This is a genomic window from Paenibacillus dendritiformis, assembly GCF_945605565.1.
Taxonomy (GTDB): domain Bacteria; phylum Bacillota; class Bacilli; order Paenibacillales; family Paenibacillaceae; genus Paenibacillus_B; species Paenibacillus_B dendritiformis_A.
In genome coordinates this window covers 3,828,384-3,851,787 of the sequence record NZ_OX216966.1, presented here as the reverse complement: position 1 = coordinate 3,851,787, position 23,404 = coordinate 3,828,384, and the positions used below count along the sequence as shown (strand labels likewise).

The following is a 23,404-nucleotide window of genomic DNA, read 5'->3' as shown; positions in this document are numbered from 1 at the left end:
CATCCCTTCAACCATTTCTGTACAGTACTGTCTCTCTAATAACCTATTCTGTTGATTTGTCATCGAAGGCAGAAAAAATAAGCAGAAAAGGTGCTGGTGCAAGACACTCCTCTCTACAGATTACCAATAATGACCAGTTATTTCAATTATACGATCCTGATCTTCCCGTTATCACATGTGTCTTATGGCGCCACTCCTCATCACCGCCAGATCGAGTAGAAAAAACGCCGAGCCTATCGGATTGGAAGGCTCAGCGCTTATGTTCAGCTATCCTATGGTTGCAATCGGAATACCGCTGCGTTCTGTTTATTTAAAGGAAGCATACCCTTCATCCGCCATCACGACACTGCCGTTGATCGCGCTGGCTTCCTCGAGAGACATCAAATAGACCGCATCGGCCACTTGCTCCGGCTGCGTCAATTTGTTGCCGATAACTTTGGCTTTCATCTCCTCCAACATGCCGCTATCCTTGTAGCCCTGAATAATCGGCGTATCGACGGCGCCCGGCGCGACCGCCACGACGCGAATGCCGTAAGCCGCCAGCTCTAGCGCCGCCGACTTGGTCATCATGATGACGGCGCCCTTCGTCGCGTGGTAAGCGAACGTTCCCGGCGAAGCCAGGAAGCCGAATACCGAGGCGGTATTGATAATGACGCCCTTGATGCCCAGCTCTCTCATTTTGCGCCCGGCCGCGATAATCCCATAGGCTACTCCGTGCTGATTCACGTTGATGACATCATGATAATCCTTCACATTCTGGTCAAGCACCGGCGTAACCCGTCCGATGCCGGCATTATTGAACATGACATCAATGCGGCCGAACGTCTCAACCGCCTTGTCCACCAAGGCCTCCACCTCTTCCAGCTTGGATACATCCGTCTTGACAAAGATGGCTTGTCCGCCCTGTTCCCGAATCAGATCGACCGTGGCTTGTCCCGCTTGTTCATTGAAGTCCGCGACCACGACGCGGTCGCCCTTCCGCGCGAACTTCAGCGCCGTTTCCTTGCCAATCCCGCTTGCTCCGCCAGTGATGATTGCTACTCTGTTCTCCGTCATGCTTCGTTCCTCCCTATGTTGTCATTTAGAACTGAATTGCTGAATTGTGAGAAAGCTCATTGACTTCAAGCATCCTCTGATGCCCCTATTGTAGCACCGCTTGTTATTAACTAAAATTTATATAAACTAATATATAGTTAAGTAATGCTTAATAAGAGGTGGAAGCCTGTGAATCTCGAACAACTCGAATACATTGTCCAAGTGGCCAAAACCGGATCATTTACGAAAGCGGCGGAGCAATCGCATGTCACGCTGTCGGCGATAAGCCAGTCCATCTCCCTGCTCGAATCGGAATGGGGCGTCAGCCTGTTCCACCGCTCGCGAGGACTGGGGGCCGTCCCGACGCCGGAAGGCAGAGCCCTTATCGCCAAGGCGAATGAAGCGCTGGTCGCGCTCCATGATCTTAGGGCCGAAGCCCAATCCTACAGCGACGCCTTGAGCGGACAATTGCGAATCGCCACCATACCGGGACCGATGCATCTGCTGGTGCATGTCGTCTCTGGCTTCAAGCGGGATTATCCGGGAGTGAAGGTTGAAATTATGGAGAAGGGCCCGAAGGAAATATTGGAGCTGCTGAAGCATGAAAAGATTGACATTGGATTAATCGCACTGTCGGAAAGCCTGCTCCATCAACAACGCGGCCTTGCCTTCGAACGGCTCCTGGAAGGCAAAATGGTCGTTGGCGTCAATGAGCAGTCCCCTCTTCGTCTGGAAAGCGCGATAACGCCCGATAAATTAGCGAAGCAGACGTTCGTGCTGTATGACGACGAGCATATCCGAGACTTCATGAATCAGTTCGTCGCGGCCTATGGCGAGGTGGATATTCTGTTCATCAGCAACAATACGCAGGCGATTTACAATGCGGTCAAGGAAGGCATCGCGGTGACGATCGGACTCGATTATTCGTTCAAGGAAGACGGAGAGCATATCATCACGCTGCCACTGGAATCTCCCGCTACCGAACCGGTTTATTACGGATGGGTCCATCCGGAGGAGAAGCATATCGCACGGTCGGCAAAGCGGTTTCTGAACAGGCTTCAAGCCGAGCTCTAATCCTCATTCGCGATGCTGCGGCTGCATAATAAAAGGCAGTCCCCGGTTCGTCCTGCGCCCTTCTTGCGGACGTCTAAAGACTGCGCCGGGGATTGCCCTTATTGCCAGTCGCGTGAACAGTCGTGGATTTGCCGTCTCTTCTGCTACTGCTGCTCAGACCACAGGATATCGGCCACAACCGGCATATGATCCGAAGGGAAGCGGCCGTTCTGCTGATCTGCCAGAACCCCGTATTGCAGCACGCGAACCTGCTCATTGACGAAAATATAATCGATCGGCGAGTCAAGATCCTCCCCATTATCGCCCTTGAAGCATTCGCCGTCACGGTACAGGCATTCGATCAGCCGCTGAAGCTGAAAGCCGTGGAACGTGAACGACGGTCCGAAGTGCGGATGCTGCGCCGCGTAGCGCGCGTCCCGCAACGCGCCGGAGCCGGCTCCGGCTCCGGTAAGGATGCCGTACGGCACGGATGATTCGGCGCAGTTGAAGTCCCCTGTGACGATGACAGGGCAGCGTTCTTCCCGGGCCGCGATCCGGTTCAACAGCAAGTGCGCGCTCTGCTCCATCGCTACAGTCCCTACATGATCGAAATGAGTATTGAAATGAATGAACCGCGTTCCCGTCAGCTTATCCTCAAATCGAACCCACGTCACGATGCGCGGGCAAGCGGCATCCCAGCCAAGGCGACCGGGAGCCTCCGGCGTCTCGGACAGCCAGAATGTCCCATGGTCGAGCGGCTCCAAACGACTCTTGCGGTACATTACGGCACAAAATTCCCCTCCGTCGGCGCCGTCGTCTCTGCCCTTGCCTACCCAGCCGAAATCAGGCAGCATGCGTTCCAAATCGGCAATCTGATGGCGGAGCGCTTCCTGGAGGCCGACCGTATCCGCGCGGTGAAAGCGAATCATGCTGGCGACCATATCCGCCCTGCGGCTCCATCTCTGATCCCCATCCTCTATGTTATCGCTACCATACCGAATGTTAAAAGACATGCATCGCAATGATTGGTTCTCATTATGTAGCATCATAACTCTTCACTCCTCTTGGCGATGTGGCGTTCGATTTGCGATGGTTGGTGCAGGCTGCACTCTTCTATTCTATCTCACCCGATCCCCGATTGGAACTGCCCCTCCCATAAATTTCAGCGCTGCGGCTTAGAGCGGGCAGCATTTACCCCTGAACTGAATAGCGGAACGACAACGGCGATTTCATTCTGCTTATAACAAAAAAGACGATAAACAGACGCTGCCTCATTCAGGCAGCGCCTATTCGAATCTAGCTCAACAATGATGTTGCTCCCAACGTGCTACCTCTTCTCTTACACGAGGCGCTACTTCCGTTCCGAAGAGCCGTATCGCTTCCATGACCTCTTCATGAGGCATTGTACCGTGCGGCATATGTAACATGAATCTGGTGACGCCAACATGCTTGCGAAGATGAATAATTTTTTGGGCTACCGTTTCCGGGTCGCCAACATATAGGGCACCTTCCAAGCTGCAGGCCGCATCGTAGTCCGCTCGCGTGTACGGGGGCGCCCCTTTTTCAGCGGCTCTCACGTTCGTTCTTGAAAATGTAGACGGGAAGAACGTTTCGATTGCTTGCTTTTGATTCTTCGCAACAAAACCGTGAGAATGAGAAGCAATTGGCAAACGGGTTACATCGTGACCAGCTTCAGCAGCCGCTTTCTTGTACAGCTCAACCTGTGAAGCGTAGTCGAGCGGCTTCACTCCTCCGATAATGGCGAGAACAAATGGAAGTCCCAATGCCCCTGCACGAATCGCGGATTCCGGACTTCCTGCACTTCCAATCCAGACCGGCAAAGGATCCTGTACGGGGCGCGGATATATGCCTAGATCCTGAATCGCAGGGCGATGCTTCCCGCTCCAGCTTACTTTCTCCGACTTCTGAATGTGCAACAGCAGCTCCAGCTTCTCCTCGAACAGCTCTTCATAATCGTCCAGATCGTAACCGAACAATGGGAATGATTCGAGAAAGGAGCCTCGGCCGACCATAATCTCCGCCCGTCCGTTAGACAGGCCATCAAGTGTTGCGAAATCTTGAAATACACGTACGGGATCAGCAGATGACAAAATCATGACAGCGCTCGTCAGCCGAATTTTCGTTGTTTTAGATGCTGCAGCAGCTAATACAACCGCAGGAGATGATGCCGCAAAATCATGACGATGATGCTCACCTACCCCATATACATCCAGTCCTACCTGATCCGCGAGAACAATCTCCTCCACTACTTCACGCAGCCGCTCCGCGTGACTTATCGTTGTTCCCGTGTTGACATCAGGTGTTGTCTCGACAAACGTGCTTATACCTAGTTCCACTATCCATTTCCTCTTTTCCATTGATGATCATGTTCATAATACGCACACTACAGACGGTATATTAATTTATCACTTATTTTCATTATTTCATAGGTTATTCTTGTAATTTTCAATTATTTTCTGTATAAAAAATCGAGTTCCACATGACATGGAACCCTGAACTGCAGCAACTCCATCTTGATGAGGAAATGCAGCTTCTGAAATCCCATGCTCCACACAGTAAGGCAGCTGCCCCTACTGTGCCTTGCGATCACACAACAACACCTCCGACCCAAGAAGATCGGAGGTGCTCCCTATTCTATATGTTACATTTGCTCGACGACAACAGCGACGCCATGACCGCCGCCGACGCACAGGGCGGCAAGTCCGGTGGCCGCCTGCCTGCGCTTCATCGCATGCAGCAGCGTCACGAGAATGCGCGCGCCGCTGGCGCCGATCGGATGCCCGAGCGCAATGGCGCCGCCGTTCACATTGACGATCGCCGGATCGATCCCGAGCTCGCGGATGACGGCGATCGCCTGGGCGGCAAATGCTTCATTCAATTCCGCCACATCAATATCCGCAAGCGACATCCCCGCCTTCTTCACTGCCGCTTGCGCGGCCGATACAGGGCCCATGCCCATCAAGGCCGGGTCTACGCCCGTGGAGGCGTAGGCGCGGATGCGCGCGAGCACCGGCAGCCCCATCTGCTTCGCTATGCGGCCGGAGCAGACAACAAGCGCCGCCGCCCCGTCGTTAATGCCGGAGGCATTGCCGGCCGTGACCGTGCCGTCTGGCTGGAAGGCAGGCTTGAGCCGCCCCAGGCCAGCGGCCGTCACATCCGGACGAAGATGTTCATCGGCTTCGATCCTCGATAAGCCCTTTTTGGTCCGAATCTCCACCGGCGCGATCTCGGCGGAGAACTCGCTGCGCTCCCATGCCTCGCGGGCTCTCTGCTGGCTCGTCAAGGCAAAGGCATCCTGCTCTTCCCTTGCAATCCGATATTTCGCTGCGATATTTTCCGCGGTCTGCCCCATATGGATGCCGCAGATCGAGCAGGTAAGCCCGTCTTTGAGGACGCTGTCCACGACCACGCCGTCCCCCAGCCGATATCCGGCTCTTCCTTGCGCCAGCAAATAAGGCGCCATCGACATATTTTCCATGCCGCCGGCGACGATGAGATCGGCATCGCCCGCCTTGATGGCCTGCGCGGCCATAATGACCGCTTTCAACCCCGAGCCGCATATTTTATTGATCGTTACGGCCGGCACCTCACAGGGCAGGCCCGCCTTCATCGCGGCCAGGCGAGCGGGGCCTTGGCCGATGCCCGCCTGCAGCACATTGCCCATCATCACCTCTTGCACCGCTTCCGGGCGAACCCCGGCCCGCTGCAGCGCTTCCGCGATGACCAGCGCTCCCAACTCGACAGCCGGCACTTCGCTCAATCCGCCCATGAACGCGCCGATCGGCGTCCGTACGGCACTTGCAATCACGATGTCCGTCAGAACGTCACCCCCATTCCGCTATGCAAGATTATCAAAGACGCTGTGCAATAGATCATCAAAGACCCAACGCACTAGATAATAGACAGGCAAGAGAATGCCTCCCGCTTCGTTCACGCCGGCTTGCCGCCAGGAGCAACAATATGCCGCAGGGCCTCGATGAACACCTGGTTATCCTGCTCCGTTCCGATGGATACGCGGATCGTGTCCGGATAGCCGAGCAGGCTGCCCGCGCGCACCACCACGCCCTGCGCCAGCAAGGAGTGGAAGACGTCATCTCCGGATCGGCCCAGCTTCACCATCAGGAAATTGGCATGCGAAGGATAACAGGACAGTCCCAGCTGCTTTAGTTCCGAGACCAGCTTCGTTCTCGCCGCCTCATTCCGCCGCGCGCAGTCCGCGGCGAACGCCGCATCGTCCAATGAGGCGATAGCTGCGGCTTGCGCCATCCGATTCGAGTTGAACGGCTCCTTCACTTTGATCAGCTCCTGCACGATGCTCGGATGCATCATGCCGTAACCTGCCCGCAGCGCCGCCAGACCGTATATTTTGGAGAACGTGCGCAGGATGACCAGATTCGGGTGACTGGCAAGCAGCGGCACGGTCTGCAAGTAGTCCGGATCGGACACATATTCATAATAAGCCTCGTCGATGACCAGCATAATATGGCTCGGCACCTGCTCGATGAAGGCAAGCAGCTCGCTGCGCCCCACGATCGTCCCTGTCGGATTGTTCGGATTGCATACGAAGATCATCTTCGTCCTGCTGCCGATCGCCTTCAGCATGCCAGCCAGATCATGAACGCCGTCGATAAGCGGCACCGTGACCGGAACGCCGCCCTCGATGAGGACGTTCGTCTCGTAGCGGGAGAACGTGACATCGGCCATTATTGCTTCGTCCCCTGCTGCAATATAGCTCCGCGTCAATAAGCGAATGATCTCGTCGGACCCATTGCCGATAATGAAATATTCAGGCGCCACGCCAAGACGCGCGGACAGCTTCGCCGCCAATTCAGGGGCGGTGCCTTCCGGATACAGGGCGCATTTCTCCATTTCGCGCACGACGGCTTGGGTAGCCAGCTCCGAGCAGCCGTACGGATTTTCATTGGACGCGAGCTTGATAATGTCAGTAAGGCCGAACTCCCTTTTTACCTCTTCAATCGGTTTGCCAGGCACGTATACGCCTAACGGTTTGATTTCTTTTCTCGTCGGAATCTTGACAGAGACTTGCATAGACCATCCTCCTTACCCCTTTACTCCGATGCCCGGGGCGCCGCGTTCCCCGCGCTCAACGCGGGACTTACCCGGAACGGCGCCTCGGTTTTGTGCCGTATCTCTTCCACGTCAACTCCCTGCTGCGTCTCGATCAAGACCATGCCTTCTTCGGTAAAATCAAACACGGCCAAATCGGTAATTAACCGGTCGACCACTCGCTTGCCTGTCAGCGGCAGGCTGCATTCCCGCTTGATCTTGGGTTCGCCGTGCTTGTTCACATGCTCCATAATGACGACGATGCGCCGGGCGCCGTTCACCAGATCCATGGCGCCTCCCATGCCCTTGATCATTTTGCCGGGGATCATCCAATTCGCCAGATCGCCCTTCTCCGATACTTCCATCCCGCCCAGGATGGCGAGATCGATATGTCCTCCCCGGATCATGGCGAACGATTCGGCGCTGTCGAAATAGGAGGCGCCCTGCACGGCGGTCACCGTCTCCTTGCCCGCATTAATCAGATCCGGATCCTCGCTCCCTTCCTGCGGGTACGGGCCGAGGCCGAGCAGGCCGTTCTCGGAATGGAGCATGACATTGAATTCCGGCGGTATGATGCCGGCGATGAGCGTCGGCATGCCGATGCCGAGATTGACCGTCATCCCGTCCGCAATCTCCAGCACGGCGCGCCGGACGATGGCCTGGCGTGCGTCACTCATGCGAATCCCCCCGTTCCTTGCCGCGCCGCCGGCTGCACGATGCGCCGTTCAATCCGTTTCTCATATCCGGTCCCGTGGAGCACCCGCTGCACATAGATGCCGGGCGTATGAATATGATTCGGATCCAATTGTCCCGGCTCGACCAGTTCCTCCACTTCAGCAATCGTAATTTTGCCCGCCGCCGCTGCCAGCGGATTGAAGTTCCGGGCCGTCTTCCGGTAGACCAGATTGCCGAGCGTATCCCCCTTCCACGCCTTCACGAACGCAAAGTCGCCGACAATCGCCTCTTCCATCATGTATGTGCGGCCGTTGAACTGTTTATGCTCCTTGCCTTCCGCCACCGGCGTGCCGACACCCGTCGCGGTATAGAAAGCCGGGATGCCGGCTCCGCCCGCGCGAATGCGCTCGGCCAGCGTGCCCTGCGGAACGAGCTCCACCTCCAGCTCGCCGCTCAGAAGCTGGCGCTCGAATATTTTGTTCTCCCCGACATAGGAGGAGATCATCTTCTTGATCTGGCGGTTCGCGAGCAGAAGACCGAGCCCCCAGTCGTCCACGCCGCAATTGTTGCTGACGACGGTAAGATTCTTCACCCCGCTGTCCCTCAGCGCCGCGATGGCCAGCTCGGGGATACCGCACAGGCCGAATCCGCCTACTAGCAAGGTGGCGCCGTCCTGAATGCCTTGTATCGCCTCGGCAGCGGAATGCACGACTTTCCCATCCTTCATGCCATGTGCCCCTTTCATCAGCTTAGCGCACCGTCTCTTACACGCTGCGCGACGCTTCCGGCGAGCCGGCGCACCAGCTGTACATGTATTGGTCATCTTCGTACGACAGCGCCTGCTTGACGACGCGCAGCGGCCGGAACGTATCGATCATGACCGCAAGCTCCGTAGTTTCTTTTTTGCCGATGCTATCTTCGATCTTGCCGGGATGCGGACCGTGCGGAATGCCCGACGGATGCAAGGTGATGGAGCCTTCCTTCACGCCCTTGCGGCTCATGAAGTTGCCCCTGACATAATAGAGCACCTCGTCGCTGTCTACGTTGCTGTGGAAATAAGGGGCCGGAATCCCCTCGGGATGATAATCGTATAACCGGGGAACGAAGGAGCAGATGACGAAGTTATTCCCCTCGAAGGTCTGATGAATCGGCGGCGGCATATGAATGCGGCCCGTAATCGGCTCGAAATCGGCTATGTTAAAAATCCACGGATACAAATACCCGTCCCAGCCTACGACATCGAACGGGTGATGATTAAACATATGCAGGTGGATATATCCCCTAGACTTTGTCCTCACCTCGAACTCGCCGAGCTCGGCATACGTTTCCAGCTTCTCCGGACCGCGGAAATCCCGCTCGCAGAATGGGCTGTGCTCCAAAAGCTGGCCATGCGAGTTGCGGTAGCGCTTCGGTGTCGTAATCCAGTTGTTCGTCTCCACGGCCAAGAGCTTCGTACGCCCCGGTTCGGGAGTGACGCGATAAATCGTGCCGATCGGGATGACAATATAATCCCCCGGCCGGTAACGGAGGGTGCCGAACATCGTCTCGACGGTCCCCTCCCCTTCATGCACGAACAACAGCTCGTCCCCGTCCCCGTTCCGGTAGAAATAATCCATCGGCTGATCGACGTTCGCAATGGCAATGAGCAAGTCCTCGTTGCCCAGCATATAGCGTCTGCCCGCGACGGCATCGCCCGTATCCGTGCAGTCGCCGGTCAGCAGATGACGGTGGCGCAGCGCACCTTGCTCTTCGAATTCAATGTCGAAGGCGGCGTGCACCTCCGCCTTGCCGACAGCCGTCGGCGGATGATGATGATACAAGATCGACTGAATGCCGGAGAAGCCCTTCGTTCCCATGACTTGCTCACGGTACAGGGTGCCGTCCGGCTTGCGGAACATCGTATGCCTTTTGCCCGGAATGTCTCCCATGCGGCGGTAATAGGCCATGACATGAATCCTCCTCTCTCTCAATTCAGTACCGGTCAATCGCGGCTTATTCGCCGATTCAACCGATGGTGTTGCGCAGCAGGCCGAGTCCCGTTACTTCCAATTCGACGACATCGCCGGTCTCCAGCCACCGGTGTACTTCCGGTCCCAGCTCGAGAATGCAGCCGGTCCCGACCGTGCCCGATCCGATAATATCGCCGGGGTACAGCGTGGCGTCAGCCGAAGCCCGCGCGATCATGTCCCCGAACGTATAGTGGAGGTCGCGCAGATTGCCGCGCGACAGCTCGGCGCCGTTGACGCGAGCCGCCATCTCCAGCTCGTGGCGCCCGCCGGCGCGATAGCGTTCCAGCTCGTCCTTGGTGACCAGATACGGACCGAGCGACGTGGCGAAATCTTTGCCCTTGGCCGGGCCGAGGCCGACCTTGACTTCTTCCCGCTGAAGATCACGCGCGCTCCAGTCGTTCATGATGCAGTAACCGAAAATATAGGCGTCCGCTTCTTCTGCCCCGATATCGCGTCCTTCCTTGCCGATGACACAGGCCACTTCCAGCTCGTAATCCAAGGCGGTGGAGGCGGCCGGTCTGCGGATGAGCGCGTCCGGGCCGGCGATGGCCTGATGGTTGCTGAAATAGAACACCGGGAACTGGTACCATTCCGGAACGATATCGAGCCCCCGGCGCCGCCTGGCCGCGATCACATGCGCTTCGAAGGCATAGAAATCGCGCACGCTCGGCGGCTTCGGGATCGGCGCGAGCAGGGCGACATCGGATGCAGGATAGACGCCCGCATGCGCGAGCATCGACTCCGCATCCGGGCCAAGGCTGCGGTCGATCCGCCCTGCTTCCTCCATATAGTCCTCATGATGGCGCACCAGTTCCAGTATCTCGCCAGGCAGCCGCCCTTCGCTGGCGGCTTGCATGTCGACGACGCAGCCTTCCCTGAGCCATCCGGAACGCGGCTCGCCTGTGCCGGTGTCAAATGTCACGAACTTCATAGAACCTCCCGCTTTCCGTATGCCGCTACTTTTTTCTCTCCAGCATAAATGTGTCGGAGACGGCCCGGGTGTAGACATGGCCGGCCATGCGTCCGATCGGAAGCAGCTTCTCCATGTCGATTTTGCCGTCGGCGTACAGCTCGTCGCTTATATGCATCAGCACGACCTTGCCGATGACGAGACTGCCGGCGCCCGGCTGATCGCCGAAATGAAGGATATCATGGAGCACGCATTCCATATGGATGGCGCTTTCCTGCACCCGGTAAGGACGAATGACCTGGCTCGGGATCGGGGTCAGGCCCGCCGCCTGGAACTCATCCACCTCCGGATCGAATTCGGCGGCGGTCTCATTCATCGGCTCGACGATCCGTTCCCCGACGATATTGACGACGAATTCGCCGGTCGCTTCAATATTGACAAGCGTATCCTTCTTGCGGCCATCCGTCCCCCGGCGCATCGGAGCGAAGCAGATCAGAAGCGGCTCCGCGCAGATGGCCGTGAAGAAGCTGAACGGAGCCAGATTCGGCGTACCGTACGGATCGATCGTGGATACAAACGCAATCGGACGCGGCAGGATGGAGCCTATCATCAGCTTGTAAGCGTCTCTCCAGTGCAGCTCGTGCGGTGCAATATTCATGCGGCTTCTACTCCTTCCTGCGGCGCGGGTCTACAAGTTGCCGCGGCGTTCCTGCTCCCGTTCGATCGATTCGAACAAGGCCTTGAAATTGCCTTCGCCGAAGCCGACGGCTCCTTTGCGCTGAATGATCTCAAAAAACAGCGTCGGTCTGTCGACAAGCGGCTTCGTGAAGATCTGCAGCAAATAGCCTTCATCATCGCGATCGACCAAAATTTTCAGTTCCTTCAGCTTGGCGATATCCTCATCGATCCGTCCTACCCGTTCCGTCAGCATATCGTAGTAGGAATCCGGCGTGCCGAGGAACTCTACCCCGTTCGCGCGGAGCGCCGTCACGGTCGAGACGATGTCGTTCGTCAGCAGGGCAAGATGCTGCACGCCCGGGCCGTTGTAATATTCCAGATACTCCTGGATCTGCGATTTGCGCTTGGCGGTCGCCGGCTCGTTGATCGGGAATTTGATTCTGCCTCCGTTATGCATCACTTTGGACATGAGAGCCGAATATTCCGTGCTGATATCCTCATCATCGAAATGAATCATTTGCTTGAAGCCCATCACTTTTTCATAGTAAGTAACCCATTCATCCATTCGCTCGACGTTACCGACGACATGATCGACGCCGATCAGTCCGGCCGGCTGGTTCGCAAGGCTGTCTTCGATCGACTGATAGCCCGGCAGGAACAATCCGTTATAATCGTCCCGCTCTATCAGCGTATGAATCGTATCGCCATACGTGCCGATAACCGCTTTTTTGACCTTGCCGTGCTCATCCGAATATTCAGCCGGTTCCATTATGGCGATTCCGCCGCGTGAGACCGCATCCTTGTAAGCCTTTTCAACATTACTGACCCGCAATGCGACATCTTTCACCCCATCGCCGTGCAATTTGACAAATTCGGCAATCGGATGGCTGTCGGAGAGAGCGCCGGAGAGAACGAACCGAATTTTGTTCTGCTCGACAACATACGAGACTTGCTCCCGGTTGCCGGTCTCCAAGCCGGAATAGGCGATAGGGCGGAATCCGTACCCTTTGACGAAATAGTGCATCGCTTGCTTCGCGTTCCCCGTATAAAATTCAATGTAGTCGATGTCCTGGATCGGGAAAATTTCTTGCTCCGTTCTGTCGGTTACCGCTTGTTTTTTCATAAACACCCTCCTACAATCGCTTGATTGTTGCCACTGAAAGTATATGATGCATTCCAATATCTAGCAAAAGCGTACTCGAACGCGAGTCTGCTCCAACGCACGGCGGAATCGCCGCTGCGGCACATATTCGCATGAAAACAGCAGGAATGAACCGCGTCGTTACGATATCGAATTAAAGCATCAAAAAATCATCAGACTTCTTTTTTGAATTTGTGAATGTTTTTTGAACAAACAGAAGGAATTAGGCGGCTTCTTGTCAAAAAAATAAGGAGTATGCGCATTCGTGGTATTCATTTCGAATTGGAGTTGATAGGACGATATGTATGCCAAGCGTTCCGGCGATCCGGCAATCGAGCAATTGCTGGAGGTCATTATGAAGCTGCAAAGCATGGAGGAATGTTATGATTTCTTCGAAGACTTGACGACTCCAAAAGAATTGCAGGCCTTGTCCCAACGGCTGGAAGTTGCCAAAATGCTGTTGAACGGCAGCACGTATATGGAGATTGAAGCGGAGACCGGGGCAAGCACGGCCATTATCTCACGCGTCAAACGAATCCTGCACGATGGCAACGGAAGTTACCGGCTCATGCTAGGCAGGCTTGAACAGCAATAGCAATCTAAAATCGGGGCATGCGGCGCTCTCCGCGTTCCAGTCACGGTCAGAGTTCGTGGCGGCAAAAAAGCCGACACATGCTAAGCAGAAGCGCTTAGCGCGTGTCGGCCCCTTCTAGTTCATCAGCTTGCGGCTGATGAAGGCCAGATCTTGGTCATCGATTTTTCCGTTGCCGTTCGCATCCATATGCTTCACCTGCTCCCAATCCGGGCTGTGCTTCGTCTTGCCGTAATGAGAGGCGACGATAGCCAGATCGCCAACGGTTACCTTGCCGTCCCCGTTGTAATCCCCGGGAAGCGATGCCCCGGCTTGAATGGTCTTCGAAGAGGGCGTCGCCTGCGCTTCCCGTCCCTGCTCATCGCCGAGCACCGCGCTGGAGATAGAGATAACGCCCGTATTCGAACCGATCTCCTTCTTCACGCGGAAGGTCAATTCCAGCAGATCCGCCGTGCCGTTAACCGCGTTGCCCGCGCCTTGGCTGGCCACAATCAGATGCAGCTTGCCGGGCGTCTTCTTGTCGCTATCGATCAGGCTGATGCCTTTCTTAACCGATTTGACGGACACCAGTTCCATAAAGGCCGGATCATACTCGGCTCGAATATCCTGCGCATAGATGTTCTGCGAGCCGCCGTTCAAGCCGTACGTTACGGTGAATTTCTCCCCAGGCTGAACGTTGCTAGCCCCAGTCAATTGGGTCTGCCATCCTGCCGCTGCCGTATCGATGGTGACCGTTACGGTGGCGATATTCGAATCCGATTGGCCGTCATTCGCCTTGAAGGTGAACGTGTCCGTGCCCGTCTCTCCCCCATTCGGCGTGTAGGTGAAGGCGCCGGTCGACGCATCCGTTACAACGGCCTTGCCTTGCGTGCCGTTGTCCACAATGCTGTACGTCAGCGCATCCCCGTCGTTGTCGTTAGCCGTGAGCGTGCCGCTTACCGGGGTATTGGCCGCTGTGCGGAACGAGGCGTCCGACGCTACAGGCGCCGTATTGCCGCCCGGGTTTTGGCCGCTCGCGAATTGATACAGTCGGTCATACAGCTCGCGGACTTGCGGATCCTGGCTGTTCGCCGCATCGTGCAGCACCGGGCCGCTTCCTTTGTAATACGCCTTGAACGTGTCTTGGCCTGCAAAGCCATACTCATAGCCAGCGTCGAGATATTCATGGAACCGCTTGCGGAATGCCTCGTCTGACAGCATGCGGTTGTCGAACTCGAGTTCTACGCCCATGCCGAACCGCTTCGCCGTTGTGACTCCATCCACCAGGCGATCGATAGACAACGGCTCGAAGAAATAATTCGGCTGGTATGCTGCCGCATCGAGCCCGACATCTTTCCACATATAGGCTTTATACGCCATGGAGTGCGGAATCCAGAACGATGTCAAGCCCTGCGCATGCACGTCGGCATTGACCATGCGGAGGAAATCCGGACCCGATTCGCTGGTGCTAATCGACTCATCCAGCCAGTACAGGCCGACAAGCTCCAGGTTGGAGTAATTGTTGTCCTCCCAACGCTTGAGAACTTCCTGAATCCACCAGCGGACCGCCTTCTGCCGATTGGCCAACGACTGATCCCGGCCGACGACTCCTTCATTGAAGTTCTCGGATACGCCGTCCCCGTCCACATCGCCGAAGTCCGTCACATGCTCGGCCGGAACCGGGATCATCGCCACTACCTTCATCTTGTAGTCCGGCTGATTCAACTTCTGCCCGACTTCCTTCACCGCTTCATTCAACTGGCTCATATCGCCTTGCGGCTTGAAGGTTTTGTCGAGATACCATTTCCAGTCCGGCAAGAGCGAGTCCAAGCCGAAATCGCGTCCTTCGGATGACTTCAAGCCGAGCATCAGCACGCCATCGAAGAACCAGTCCGTAAGCTCGCCATCTTTATTGACATATCCAATCTCCGGAATCAGATTCTCCTTCGTCCATTCCGGCACATCGCTGTAGTACCCATTATAGACGAGCGACAGATTGCGGATTCCTGCCGTGTCCGCGCCCGGGCGCAAATATTCGAACGACTTGGCCGGCACCTCCTTGGCGCCCTCCAGCTTGCCGTCCGCTCCGATAATCTCGATCTCGTCGAGGAAGGTCCAGGCTTTTGGGTGCATCGAGAACATCACTTTAACGTACCGCGCATATGCCATTTTGGCGTCTGGTCCCGCCGAAGGAATGCCGTCCTTGCTTCCGTCCCACACATAGTACTGATCTTTGGGCGGACCGTCCACCCACAGCAGCTCGGTCGCCTTGTGGGATACCTCTCCCCAATTCACGTTATCGTTCGAGACGTACATCGATACCGTCAATGGGAACAGGATGGCCGATCCGGGCCAATCCTGAATGAAGTGTGACTTGATGCTGGAGATCGACTTCGCCTCGCCCAGATCGAATACGATCTCCCGCGTCTGCTTCTGCAAATGTCCGGTCCATGCCGGATCCAGCACGTTCGTGCCGCCGGTCTTGCCGTCCGTCAGCTTGTTACCGGTATCCGGGTAGCGGTAATCCGGCGCCTCCGACCATACATAGGTGGAGTCCCTGGCCAGATTGCGCAGCTCCGGCTCGTTCTCGGCCGCATGCGCATTCGGAACCGGGATGAAGGTGAACAGCATGATCATGCATAAGGCCAGGGATATTCTCTTTTTCAAAGATAGCATCATTTTCCCTCCTGAGTGTGGATTACAATCCCCCATGCCGCTTCTCAAGGCACGACAGTCTCGCGCCCGACCAATATCAATTCCCTCCCTTCCAGGAGACGCACAGGTCTTGGAGCTTTCGAAGCCGTGTATGTAAGCGTCTTCAATATAACAATAAAAGACCGTCTGCCCCGCAGGAAAGAGATTTCTTATGACTTTTATATACAGTTGTTTACCTTCTATGTCCGCAAGATCTTCCCCTTTCATGACTGGCAGCAAAATGTTATTTCTCCACGATGTCCGGGTTCTCGCGCCTAATCGCCTCCGCCGTATCCCACAGCTTGGGGAGGAACCGAATGACCTGGCGTCCTGGCGACGGCCACCGCCGCGTCGAAGGCGCGGGGCAGCTCCCCGAGGTGGTGTTTGACGCGCCGGGACGGCATCCGGGCGTGGCCAAGCATCTCCAGCAGCTCCGTATAGAGGCCGTTACTTAATCTCGCCAATCACTCGATAGCGCTAATCTCTCACTTTCTTGCTCCAACATAGATTTGCTTCTATTGAATCCATGAGGAGAAAAGCCCTCTGTTCCGTAATGCGCAATTTGGATGAAAGCGGACCTCCCTTCGCTGGAAGGGCAGCACTTTGAAGGGTTTTACAAGGGAAATGACCGCTCCTTTTGACGATGATGGGAATAAGTTGCAGCCCTGCAAATCTTTATTGACTATCGCTCGAAAGGGCTGATACCATACTTGCATACGCTCAAATAACCAAGTTGTCCCATCGGAGTTATGCAGTAAAAGTGGCGCGCACAAACCATACGCTGCGGGTTGTACACGGGGCAGCGATGAGCCAGCAAGCGGCCGAGAGAGAGGAGCATGCAAGATGAACGGCAGACCATACCGAAAAAAAGCGATGCTATGGGCACTCGTCGCGGCCTTGAGCCTGACCGCCGCCTGCGGAAACGGAGCCGGCAGCGCAAAGACCGATGCGCAAAGCGGAACAAACGGCAATGGCACGGAGCCGATTGTGCTTCAGAACGTATCCTACGATCCGACGCGCGAGCTGTACGCGGATTATAACAAAGCATTTGCGGCTTATTGGCAGAAAAAGACAGGTCAGTCCATTACGGTGAAGCAATCCCATGGCGGCAGCGGCAAGCAGGCGCGATCCGTTATCGACGGGCTGCAGGCGGATGTCGTCACGCTCGCCCTGGCCTATGATATCGATGCCATCCAACAGGCTGGCCTGATCAAGGACGGCTGGGAGGAGCGCTTGAAGGACAACAGCGCCCCTTATTATTCTACCATCGTCTTCCTCGTGCGGAAGGGCAACCCGAAAGGAATCCACGATTGGAACGATCTCGTGAAGCCGGATGTCCAGGTCATTACGCCGAATCCGAAGACCTCGGGCGGTGCGCGCTGGAACTATCTTGCTGCCTGGGGGTATGCGCTCGCGGCAAGCGGCAATGATGAGGAGCAGGCGAAAGAATGGCTGCGCAGCCTCTACCGCAACGTGCCCGTTCTCGACTCCGGCGCGCGCGGGGCGACGACCACCTTCGTCGAGCGGGGCATCGGCGACGTCCTGATCTCGTGGGAGAACGAGGCGTTCCTGGCCACCAACGAGCTGGGCAAGGATAAATTCGAGATCGTGGTGCCGAGCCTAAGCATTCTGGCGGAGCCGCCGGTCGCCGTCGTGGACGAGATCGTGGATAAGCGGGGAACGCGCGAGGCGGCGGAAGCATACCTCAACTATTTATACTGCGAGGAAGGGCAAGACATCGCAGCCAAGCATTATTACCGGCCGCGGTTGGAGTCCGTCGCCGGCAAGTACGAGCAGCGCTTCCCGAAAGTGAAGCTGCTGACCATCCAGGAGCAGTTCGGCGGCTGGGCCGAGGCCCACAAGAAGCATTTCGCCGACGGCGCGTTGTTCGATGAAATCTATAAACGGTAAACGTTCAATCTCTCGGAAAAAGGAGGCGGCAATGCCCCATGACTGCCACACCATCCCCAAAGCGCCCCCCGCATAAAGGCAAGCCGTATGCGGTTCTGCCCGGATTCCGCATCACGCTCGGATTCACCGTCGGCTATTTGTCGCTGCTCGTGCTCATCCCGCTGTCCGCCGTCGTGCTGAAGTCGCTTGAGCTGAGCTGGGGCGGCTTCTGGGCTGCCGTCTTCGATGAGCGCGTGCTGGCGGCCTACCGCATCAGCTTCGCGACGGCGTTCGCGGCCGGACTGGTCAATGTCGTGTTCGGCTTTATCGTCGCCTGGGTGCTCGTGCGCTACAGGTTCCCCGGCAAGCGGCTGATCGACGGCATCATCGATCTGCCGTTCGCCCTGCCGACCGCGGTGGCGGGCATCGCGCTCACGACGATCTACGCCGAGAACGGCTGGATTGGCCGATGGCTGTACGCGCTCGGCATCCCGAGCGCCTACTCCGCGATCGGCATCGCGATCGCCCTCGTCTTCATCGGTCTCCCCTTCGTCGTCCGCACCGTTCAGCCCGTGCTGGAGTCGTGGGAGACGGAGGTCGAGGAAGCGGCCGCCACGCTCGGCGCGAAGCGGCTGACCGTCTTCCGACGCATCATCGTGCCGCAGCTCCTTCCGTCGCTCCTAACGGGATTCGCGCTTGCCTTCGCCCGCGGCATCGGAGAATACGGTTCGGTCGTCTTCATCTCCGGCAATATGCCGTACAAGACGGAGATCGCGCCGCTGCTCATCATGACCAAGCTGGAGCAGTACGATTACGCTGGCGCCACCGCCGTCGCGCTCGTCATGCTCATCCTGTCCTTCCTGCTGCAGCTTCTTATCAATACGCTGCAATGGAAGGCGGCTCGCCGCATGACCTCGCTATGAACCTCATGAACGCCTGCCGGATTCATTCATTGGCATCCGCCCGTTATCACGTTACTTTCATCCCGAAGGAGGATTAACGCATGGCCGCTCCTCAGTCCGCTACCCTCTCCCCTTCCCCGCCGCCAGCGTCGCGCAAGCTTGCGCCCCGCGCCGGCTGCACGACCGAATCGCCGCTCGTCCGCCGGCTGCTCATCGCCGTCGCGCTCGGCTTCATCGGTCTCGTCCTGCTGGTCCCGCTCGCGGCCGTCTTCGCGCAGGCGTTCAAGCGGGGCGCGGATGTCTACTTCGCCGCGCTGACCGAGCCGGACGCGCTGGCGGCCATCCGGCTGACGCTGATCACGGCCCTCATCGCCGTGCCGCTGAATACGATATTCGGCATCACCGCCGCATGGTGCCTGACCAAGTTCGCTTTTCGCGGCAAGCAATGGCTCATTACCCTTATCGATCTGCCCTTTTCCGTATCGCCGGTCATTGCGGGCTTCCTCTTCATTCTGCTGTTCGGCGCCCACGGCTGGTTCGGCTCCTGGCTGGCGGCGCATGACGTGCAGATCGTGTTTGCGCTCCCGGGCATCGTGCTCGCCACACTGTTCGTCACCTTTCCGTTCGTGGCGCGGGAGCTCATCCCGATCATGCAAGCTCAGGGCAGGCTGGAAGAAGAAGCGGCCGCCACGCTTGGCGCGAAGGGATGGAAGATGTTCCGCCACATTACGCTCCCGAACATCAAATGGGGGCTTCTCTACGGCATTATTATTTGTAACGCCCGTGCCATGGGCGAGTTCGGAGCCGTATCGGTCGTCTCCGGTCATATCCGCGGCGAGACGAACACGCTCCCCCTGCATGTGGAAATCCTGTATAACGAGTACCAGTTCTCCGCCGCGTTCGCCACGGCCTCGCTGCTGGTCGCCCTGGCGCTGCTCACGCTTGCGGCGAAGCAGTGGCTCGAGCGGACGCGCACCTGAGTGCGATCCTGCCTTATCGAAGAACATCTGCGATAGATGTTCTTTTTTTCTATTATCTTGTGAACTCTAAATTTGGGTTCGACTTTGGCTTCGCTTCGTGATAGGCCGCATTCCCCATCTATTTCTATCGTTCAAACGAACAAATTTTCCAAAAGATAGAGAGAAGTTTAGTCAAGCATTCTCCTTTTAATATACTCTATTATATGGAAATGAAAGGCAGGTGAAATTTAATGAAATTGAAAGTAAATGAAAAGGAGTTGCAGCGATATTTTGAGGGAATGGCTCAACTCATGAAGCAAGGCTTCAAGGAGTCCCTCACAGGGGACGAGCTCCAAGCAAGCAAGCTCGTTCAAGCACTCCGTACTGCGATTCGGGAAGAGATAGGGAGTGAAAGGAACCGAGGCTCGGATTCTCCGCTTAAGCCATCGATCGAAAGATACGTTCAGCGCCAGGTTGAATTGACCTCGTTCGGGGGAACGATTGAAGGCATTATCACCGAGGTCGGAGAGGACTATGCAGAAATTAGAGAGTCGGATGGATCGATGGTGCTCGTGCATCTGAATCAAGTTATCTCGTTCCAAATTCAATAAGAGGAAGGTGATTGTAATGAAAGAAAAGCTCCGTTCCTTGATCGGAAAACAAGTCCAGGTGGCAAGTGCATTGGACTTGACAACAGGCGTTCTCGTATCCGTCGACGATACGAAGCTGACTGTCCGCACTTCCCGGTTGACGGGATATGACAATGGACAGTATGCCATCTTTCAACTCAACATGGTATCCTATGTCCGCATTGTCTCATAACAAGTTGGAACGAGGTGGTGAAAATGATGACCTGCCCAAGAATACCCGGTCTTGTCAGCATCGTGATAACAAACTACAACAAATCAGCTTTTTTGATAGATTGCTTGGATAGCATCTTACGGCAAACGTATCCGAACTGGGAAATCATTCTCGTCGACGATGCCTCGACAGACGATTCTTTGCTGCAAGTGGAGAACTGGTTGCAAGTCAATCGGGAGCAACTCGCCGACCGGACGTTTATTACGGTCCCCCTGCCCCGCAATATCGGTTATGCCGGGGCGGTGACGACCGGCTTCTATGCGGCTGCAGGAGAATATATCGCTGCCCAGGACTCGGATGATATTTCACATCATGAACGTCTGGAGCGGCAAGTGTCCTTTTTGCAGGGCCGCCCGGAAATCGAGCTGGTGGGAACCAACTATGAAGTGTTCGAGCATGGGCAATTGGAACAGAAATCAAAAGCGGGCTGGATCCGGTACGGAGAACAAATACGCAAAGTATATGCCAACGGCGGCCACTGTGTATGCCATGGAACCATCATGCTTCGGGGGAAGCTGTTCGATCGGATCGGCGGGCATACAAGGAGGATAGAAGGTGCGGAGGACTATGAATTTATAGCCAGAGCGTTGAACGTGAAGCCCCTGAATATCGAAAATATACCCGACATCCTGTATTATTACCGCAGGCATCCGAATCAGCGGTCCCGGAAATACTTTGGAAAAGATCGGCTGAAGCGCAATGAGACATAAAGGCTACCGGGTGCTGATGGTGATGGATAGCTTGGCCGTCGGCGGCACGGAAACCCATGTGCTAAGTCTAGTTAAGGGGCTGCAAGCATTAGGAGTTAAACCGGTATACGCCGGAGCAGGCGGCCTCATGTACAATTCCTTCGCACAAGCGGCATGCCCGATTCATGCCGTCGATTTAACAGCGGGCGCCTTTATGCTGGACAGCTCGCTGAAGCAGACCTTCCGCACCTTGAAGCAGATCATGCGCTACCGCAAAATCGATGTCGTCCATGTGCATCAAACGCCGTCGGGAATGTATGCGGCTATGGCCGCCAAAGAATTGGGCATACCTGTCGTCTTTACGGTTCACGGGGCTTACTATCCCGAGGAACAGCTTGTCCGCACGTCTCAACATAGCGACGCGGTCATCAGCGTGAGCAAGCCTGTGCAGCGCTATTTGCATCATCATGGGATACCTTCCCTGCTAGTGCCGAACGGGGTCGACCCGGAGGAGTTCTATCCCGCGCCCTCTCATGAACTGCAGAAGTCGCTCCAGATTCCGGATGATGCGAACGTTGTCGTCTATGCAAGCCGGCTGGCGTGGGACAAGGCTATAGTCTGCACGATGTTGATAAGAGCCGCCGAACGGCTGCGCAAAGCGGAGGTGCCGAATTTGCATCTGGTCGTGGTCGGCGATGGCATCCAATTCTCCGAAATTAATGAGATGGTCAATACCATTCATCATGATACCGGACAAACCTTTATTCATATGGCCGGGAATCAGACGAGGATCCGTGAATATTACGCCCTTGGGGATATTGTAGTCGGCACCGGCCGGGTTGCTCTCGAAGCGATGGCTTGCGGGAAGCCCGTGCTGGCCATCGGCAACCATGGCTTCTTCGGCCTTGTCGAGCCATCTGTATATGGACAAGCGTGGGACTATTATTTCGGCGACCATGATTCCGAATGCAAGGCGACGGAAGAGGCCATCACTGAATCATTGCAAAAAGCATTGGCCGATCGGGACGCTCTCAAAGAAATCGGAACGCAAGGCCGAAGATGGACATTGAAGCATTTTGATATCCAAAAGATCGTTGCGCGGATGGATGAAATCTATACGGCCGTTCAAGCCCGAACCCAATGACGGGAGTGTGAAAATAACGTGAAAAAAGTATTGTATCTAGCATGGATTGGATTCAATAATTTGGGCGACGAATGGATGCGAGCTATGTTCGAGCAATTGGCGAAGCTTCATTTGAGCCCGGAGGAATACCAGGTCATTCCCTCTGTACCCGGAGTGGACATCAAGGACATGACGAAGTATGACACGGTAGTCATGGGGGGCGGTTCCCTGCTCATCCCAGGCTATCTCGATATATTGCATGAAGCCGTACGACAAAAAAAAGCGCGTAATCATTTGGGGCAGCGGCCATGATCGCTTGAACCCGTTCAGCTTCGGTTCCAGTGCTCTTCCTGAAAGCAAAGAGTTTTGCCTGAAGGTGAAAGAAGTTGTCGATCATGCGGCCTACTGCGGCGTACGCGGGCCGTGGACATTTGAATATATGCGGCAAATGGGCGTCGCGACGGATCGGGTGACGATCAGCGGCGATCCGGCCATGCTATCGTCCCCGCCAGCGTCTGATGCGGATGGCGATCAGACCGGCGAACGATGGATCGGCATCAATTGGGGCACCTCCTATAACCGGATTTACGGCAAAGATGAAGCGTACGTCGAGAATCAGGTCGCTTCCGCAGCTCGCTTCCTCATCGAGGAAGGCTACAAGATATATGTGTATCCGGTATGGGGGCCGGACCGGGAGGCATGCAAGCGGCTGTGCAATAAGATCGGCGCTTCCGACAAAGTCGTATATGATGCAGGAGTGCATTCGTATGAAAAATATTTGCAGCTGATGAAACGGTTTGACCTGACCATCAATTTCAAGCTTCACGCCAACGTTCTGTCTGCAGCGGCGGATGTTCCTTTCATTTGCCTGGGGTACCGTTTCAAATCGTTCGATTTCACCCATTCCATCGGTCTTCCGCAACTGGCCATCTCCACGGACGCGGCGCAGCTGGCCGATCGTATTCGCGACACGGCCGCTTATGCGCAAGCCAACAAGATTTCGATTATCAACCAAATCGGCAGCCACCGGCAAGCGGTCACCGCAAGCTTGGAAAAGCCTTTTCTGGAGCGTTTATTTTAAATGAATAGGAACCGTGCGAGGCCATCCCGCCCAAGGATGGCCTCT

Annotated in this window: 24 protein-coding genes; 11 read left to right on the top strand and 13 right to left on the bottom strand. The window is 56.0% G+C overall.

The window, feature by feature from the left end:
- Positions 1–306 precede the first annotated feature (306 nt).
- Positions 307–1,056, bottom strand: a complete 750-nt coding sequence (locus tag NNL35_RS17040; RefSeq protein WP_006677742.1) for an SDR family NAD(P)-dependent oxidoreductase — start codon at positions 1,054–1,056, stop codon at positions 307–309.
- 168 nt (positions 1,057–1,224) lie between these two features.
- On the opposite strand from NNL35_RS17040, the gene NNL35_RS17035 reads away from it, so the two are divergent.
- Complete coding sequence (locus tag NNL35_RS17035; RefSeq protein ID WP_006677743.1) at positions 1,225–2,109, top strand: LysR family transcriptional regulator; 885 nt, start codon at positions 1,225–1,227, stop codon at positions 2,107–2,109.
- 143 nt (positions 2,110–2,252) lie between these two features.
- Here the strand turns inward: NNL35_RS17035 and NNL35_RS17030 are convergent, their stop codons facing one another.
- The 10 genes from NNL35_RS17030 to hppD all read right to left on the bottom strand — a co-directional run bounded on the left by NNL35_RS17030 (position 2,253) and on the right by hppD (position 12,628).
- Positions 2,253–3,137 (bottom strand): endonuclease/exonuclease/phosphatase family protein, encoded by an 885-nt coding sequence (locus tag NNL35_RS17030; RefSeq protein ID WP_006677744.1) that lies wholly within the window; start codon positions 3,135–3,137, stop codon positions 2,253–2,255.
- Positions 3,138–3,389: 252 nt separating this feature from the next.
- Positions 3,390–4,445 (bottom strand): LLM class flavin-dependent oxidoreductase, encoded by a 1,056-nt coding sequence (locus tag NNL35_RS17025; protein ID WP_254553618.1) that lies wholly within the window; start codon positions 4,443–4,445, stop codon positions 3,390–3,392.
- 305 nt (positions 4,446–4,750) lie between these two features.
- Positions 4,751–5,917 (bottom strand): acetyl-CoA C-acetyltransferase, encoded by a 1,167-nt coding sequence (locus tag NNL35_RS17020; RefSeq protein WP_006677746.1) that lies wholly within the window; start codon positions 5,915–5,917, stop codon positions 4,751–4,753.
- A 122-nt stretch (positions 5,918–6,039) separates the two neighbouring features.
- A complete protein-coding gene (hisC, locus tag NNL35_RS17015; RefSeq protein WP_006677747.1) occupies positions 6,040–7,158 on the bottom strand; it encodes a histidinol-phosphate transaminase in 1,119 nt (372 codons plus the stop codon).
- 20 nt (positions 7,159–7,178) lie between these two features.
- On the bottom strand, positions 7,179–7,853 hold the full coding sequence (locus NNL35_RS17010; RefSeq protein WP_006677748.1) for a 3-oxoacid CoA-transferase subunit B: 675 nt from the start codon (positions 7,851–7,853) through the stop codon (positions 7,179–7,181).
- Positions 7,850–8,578 (bottom strand): CoA transferase subunit A, encoded by a 729-nt coding sequence (locus NNL35_RS17005; protein WP_040731951.1) that lies wholly within the window; start codon positions 8,576–8,578, stop codon positions 7,850–7,852. Before NNL35_RS17005 ends, NNL35_RS17010 begins: the two co-directional genes overlap by 4 nt.
- A 37-nt stretch (positions 8,579–8,615) precedes the next feature.
- Complete coding sequence (locus NNL35_RS17000) at positions 8,616–9,797, bottom strand: homogentisate 1,2-dioxygenase (RefSeq protein ID WP_006677750.1); 1,182 nt, start codon at positions 9,795–9,797, stop codon at positions 8,616–8,618.
- A 58-nt stretch (positions 9,798–9,855) separates the two neighbouring features.
- Positions 9,856–10,791, bottom strand: a complete 936-nt coding sequence (locus tag NNL35_RS16995; RefSeq protein WP_006677751.1) for a fumarylacetoacetate hydrolase family protein — start codon at positions 10,789–10,791, stop codon at positions 9,856–9,858.
- A 25-nt stretch (positions 10,792–10,816) separates the two neighbouring features.
- On the bottom strand, positions 10,817–11,428 hold the full coding sequence (locus NNL35_RS16990; RefSeq protein ID WP_006677752.1) for a flavin reductase family protein: 612 nt from the start codon (positions 11,426–11,428) through the stop codon (positions 10,817–10,819).
- A 30-nt stretch (positions 11,429–11,458) separates the two neighbouring features.
- A complete protein-coding gene (gene hppD / locus NNL35_RS16985; RefSeq protein WP_420798534.1) occupies positions 11,459–12,628 on the bottom strand; it encodes a 4-hydroxyphenylpyruvate dioxygenase in 1,170 nt (389 codons plus the stop codon).
- Between the two features lie 262 nt (positions 12,629–12,890).
- On the opposite strand from hppD, the gene NNL35_RS16980 reads away from it, so the two are divergent.
- Positions 12,891–13,184 carry a YerC/YecD family TrpR-related protein gene (locus NNL35_RS16980; RefSeq protein WP_006677754.1) on the top strand — a complete coding sequence of 98 codons (294 nt, stop codon included), beginning with the start codon at positions 12,891–12,893 and terminating at the stop codon, positions 13,182–13,184.
- Between the two features lie 114 nt (positions 13,185–13,298).
- Here the strand turns inward: NNL35_RS16980 and NNL35_RS16975 are convergent, their stop codons facing one another.
- Positions 13,299–15,836: a DUF4855 domain-containing protein gene (locus NNL35_RS16975; RefSeq protein WP_006677755.1), complete on the bottom strand. Its 2,538-nt coding sequence runs from the start codon at positions 15,834–15,836 to the stop codon at positions 13,299–13,301.
- Positions 15,837–16,129: 293 nt separating this feature from the next.
- On the bottom strand, positions 16,130–16,318 hold the full coding sequence (locus NNL35_RS16970; RefSeq protein ID WP_138985645.1) for a hypothetical protein: 189 nt from the start codon (positions 16,316–16,318) through the stop codon (positions 16,130–16,132).
- A gap of 379 nt (positions 16,319–16,697) precedes the next feature.
- On the opposite strand from NNL35_RS16970, the gene NNL35_RS16965 reads away from it, so the two are divergent.
- The 9 genes from NNL35_RS16965 to NNL35_RS16925 all read left to right on the top strand — a co-directional run bounded on the left by NNL35_RS16965 (position 16,698) and on the right by NNL35_RS16925 (position 23,359).
- The gene (locus NNL35_RS16965) at positions 16,698–17,765 is read left to right on the top strand and encodes a sulfate ABC transporter substrate-binding protein (RefSeq protein WP_006677756.1); all 1,068 of its coding nucleotides are present in this window, start codon (positions 16,698–16,700) and stop codon (positions 17,763–17,765) included.
- A 38-nt stretch (positions 17,766–17,803) separates the two neighbouring features.
- Entirely contained in the window at positions 17,804–18,667 is an 864-nt protein-coding gene (gene cysT, locus NNL35_RS16960) for a sulfate ABC transporter permease subunit CysT (RefSeq protein WP_006677757.1), read from the top strand.
- Positions 18,668–18,747: 80 nt separating this feature from the next.
- Positions 18,748–19,626, top strand: coding sequence for a sulfate ABC transporter permease subunit CysW (cysW, locus tag NNL35_RS16955; RefSeq protein ID WP_006677758.1), 879 nt, complete (start codon positions 18,748–18,750; stop codon positions 19,624–19,626).
- A gap of 278 nt (positions 19,627–19,904) precedes the next feature.
- Positions 19,905–20,216, top strand: coding sequence for a hypothetical protein (locus tag NNL35_RS16950; protein WP_254553617.1), 312 nt, complete (start codon positions 19,905–19,907; stop codon positions 20,214–20,216).
- A gap of 16 nt (positions 20,217–20,232) precedes the next feature.
- A complete protein-coding gene (locus NNL35_RS16945; protein WP_254553616.1) occupies positions 20,233–20,427 on the top strand; it encodes a hypothetical protein in 195 nt (64 codons plus the stop codon).
- Positions 20,428–20,453: 26 nt separating this feature from the next.
- The gene (locus tag NNL35_RS16940) at positions 20,454–21,176 is read left to right on the top strand and encodes a glycosyltransferase family 2 protein (protein WP_006677761.1); all 723 of its coding nucleotides are present in this window, start codon (positions 20,454–20,456) and stop codon (positions 21,174–21,176) included.
- Complete coding sequence (locus NNL35_RS16935) at positions 21,166–22,299, top strand: glycosyltransferase family 4 protein (protein ID WP_006677762.1); 1,134 nt, start codon at positions 21,166–21,168, stop codon at positions 22,297–22,299. Before NNL35_RS16940 ends, NNL35_RS16935 begins: the two co-directional genes overlap by 11 nt.
- An 18-nt stretch (positions 22,300–22,317) precedes the next feature.
- Entirely contained in the window at positions 22,318–22,590 is a 273-nt protein-coding gene (locus tag NNL35_RS16930) for a hypothetical protein (RefSeq protein ID WP_254553615.1), read from the top strand.
- Positions 22,538–23,359 (top strand): polysaccharide pyruvyl transferase family protein, encoded by an 822-nt coding sequence (locus tag NNL35_RS16925; RefSeq protein ID WP_254553614.1) that lies wholly within the window; start codon positions 22,538–22,540, stop codon positions 23,357–23,359. Before NNL35_RS16930 ends, NNL35_RS16925 begins: the two co-directional genes overlap by 53 nt.
- Positions 23,360–23,404 lie beyond the last annotated feature (45 nt).

What these genes read in the sequence shown, in the direction of transcription:
- NNL35_RS17040 (WP_006677742.1), bottom strand. Translation starts at nt 1,056, where the DNA reads ATGACGGAGAACAGAGTAGCAATCATCACTGGCGGAGCAAGCGGGATT.
- NNL35_RS17030 (WP_006677744.1), bottom strand. Translation starts at nt 3,137, where the DNA reads ATGATGCTACATAATGAGAACCAATCATTGCGATGCATGTCTTTTAAC.
- hisC (WP_006677747.1), bottom strand. Translation starts at nt 7,158, where the DNA reads ATGCAAGTCTCTGTCAAGATTCCGACGAGAAAAGAAATCAAACCGTTA.
- NNL35_RS17010 (WP_006677748.1), bottom strand. Translation starts at nt 7,853, where the DNA reads ATGAGTGACGCACGCCAGGCCATCGTCCGGCGCGCCGTGCTGGAGATT.
- NNL35_RS17005 (WP_040731951.1), bottom strand. Translation starts at nt 8,578, where the DNA reads ATGAAGGATGGGAAAGTCGTGCATTCCGCTGCCGAGGCGATACAAGGC.
- NNL35_RS17000 (WP_006677750.1), bottom strand. Translation starts at nt 9,797, where the DNA reads ATGGCCTATTACCGCCGCATGGGAGACATTCCGGGCAAAAGGCATACG.
- NNL35_RS16995 (WP_006677751.1), bottom strand. Translation starts at nt 10,791, where the DNA reads ATGAAGTTCGTGACATTTGACACCGGCACAGGCGAGCCGCGTTCCGGA.
- NNL35_RS16990 (WP_006677752.1), bottom strand. Translation starts at nt 11,428, where the DNA reads ATGAATATTGCACCGCACGAGCTGCACTGGAGAGACGCTTACAAGCTG.
- NNL35_RS16980 (WP_006677754.1), top strand. Translation starts at nt 12,891, where the DNA reads ATGTATGCCAAGCGTTCCGGCGATCCGGCAATCGAGCAATTGCTGGAG.
- NNL35_RS16975 (WP_006677755.1), bottom strand. Translation starts at nt 15,836, where the DNA reads ATGCTATCTTTGAAAAAGAGAATATCCCTGGCCTTATGCATGATCATG.
- NNL35_RS16965 (WP_006677756.1), top strand. Translation starts at nt 16,698, where the DNA reads ATGAACGGCAGACCATACCGAAAAAAAGCGATGCTATGGGCACTCGTC.
- cysT (WP_006677757.1), top strand. Translation starts at nt 17,804, where the DNA reads ATGACTGCCACACCATCCCCAAAGCGCCCCCCGCATAAAGGCAAGCCG.
- cysW (WP_006677758.1), top strand. Translation starts at nt 18,748, where the DNA reads ATGGCCGCTCCTCAGTCCGCTACCCTCTCCCCTTCCCCGCCGCCAGCG.
- NNL35_RS16950 (WP_254553617.1), top strand. Translation starts at nt 19,905, where the DNA reads ATGGCTCAACTCATGAAGCAAGGCTTCAAGGAGTCCCTCACAGGGGAC.
- NNL35_RS16945 (WP_254553616.1), top strand. Translation starts at nt 20,233, where the DNA reads ATGAAAGAAAAGCTCCGTTCCTTGATCGGAAAACAAGTCCAGGTGGCA.
- NNL35_RS16940 (WP_006677761.1), top strand. Translation starts at nt 20,454, where the DNA reads ATGACCTGCCCAAGAATACCCGGTCTTGTCAGCATCGTGATAACAAAC.
- NNL35_RS16935 (WP_006677762.1), top strand. Translation starts at nt 21,166, where the DNA reads ATGAGACATAAAGGCTACCGGGTGCTGATGGTGATGGATAGCTTGGCC.
- NNL35_RS16925 (WP_254553614.1), top strand. Translation starts at nt 22,538, where the DNA reads ATGAAGCCGTACGACAAAAAAAAGCGCGTAATCATTTGGGGCAGCGGC.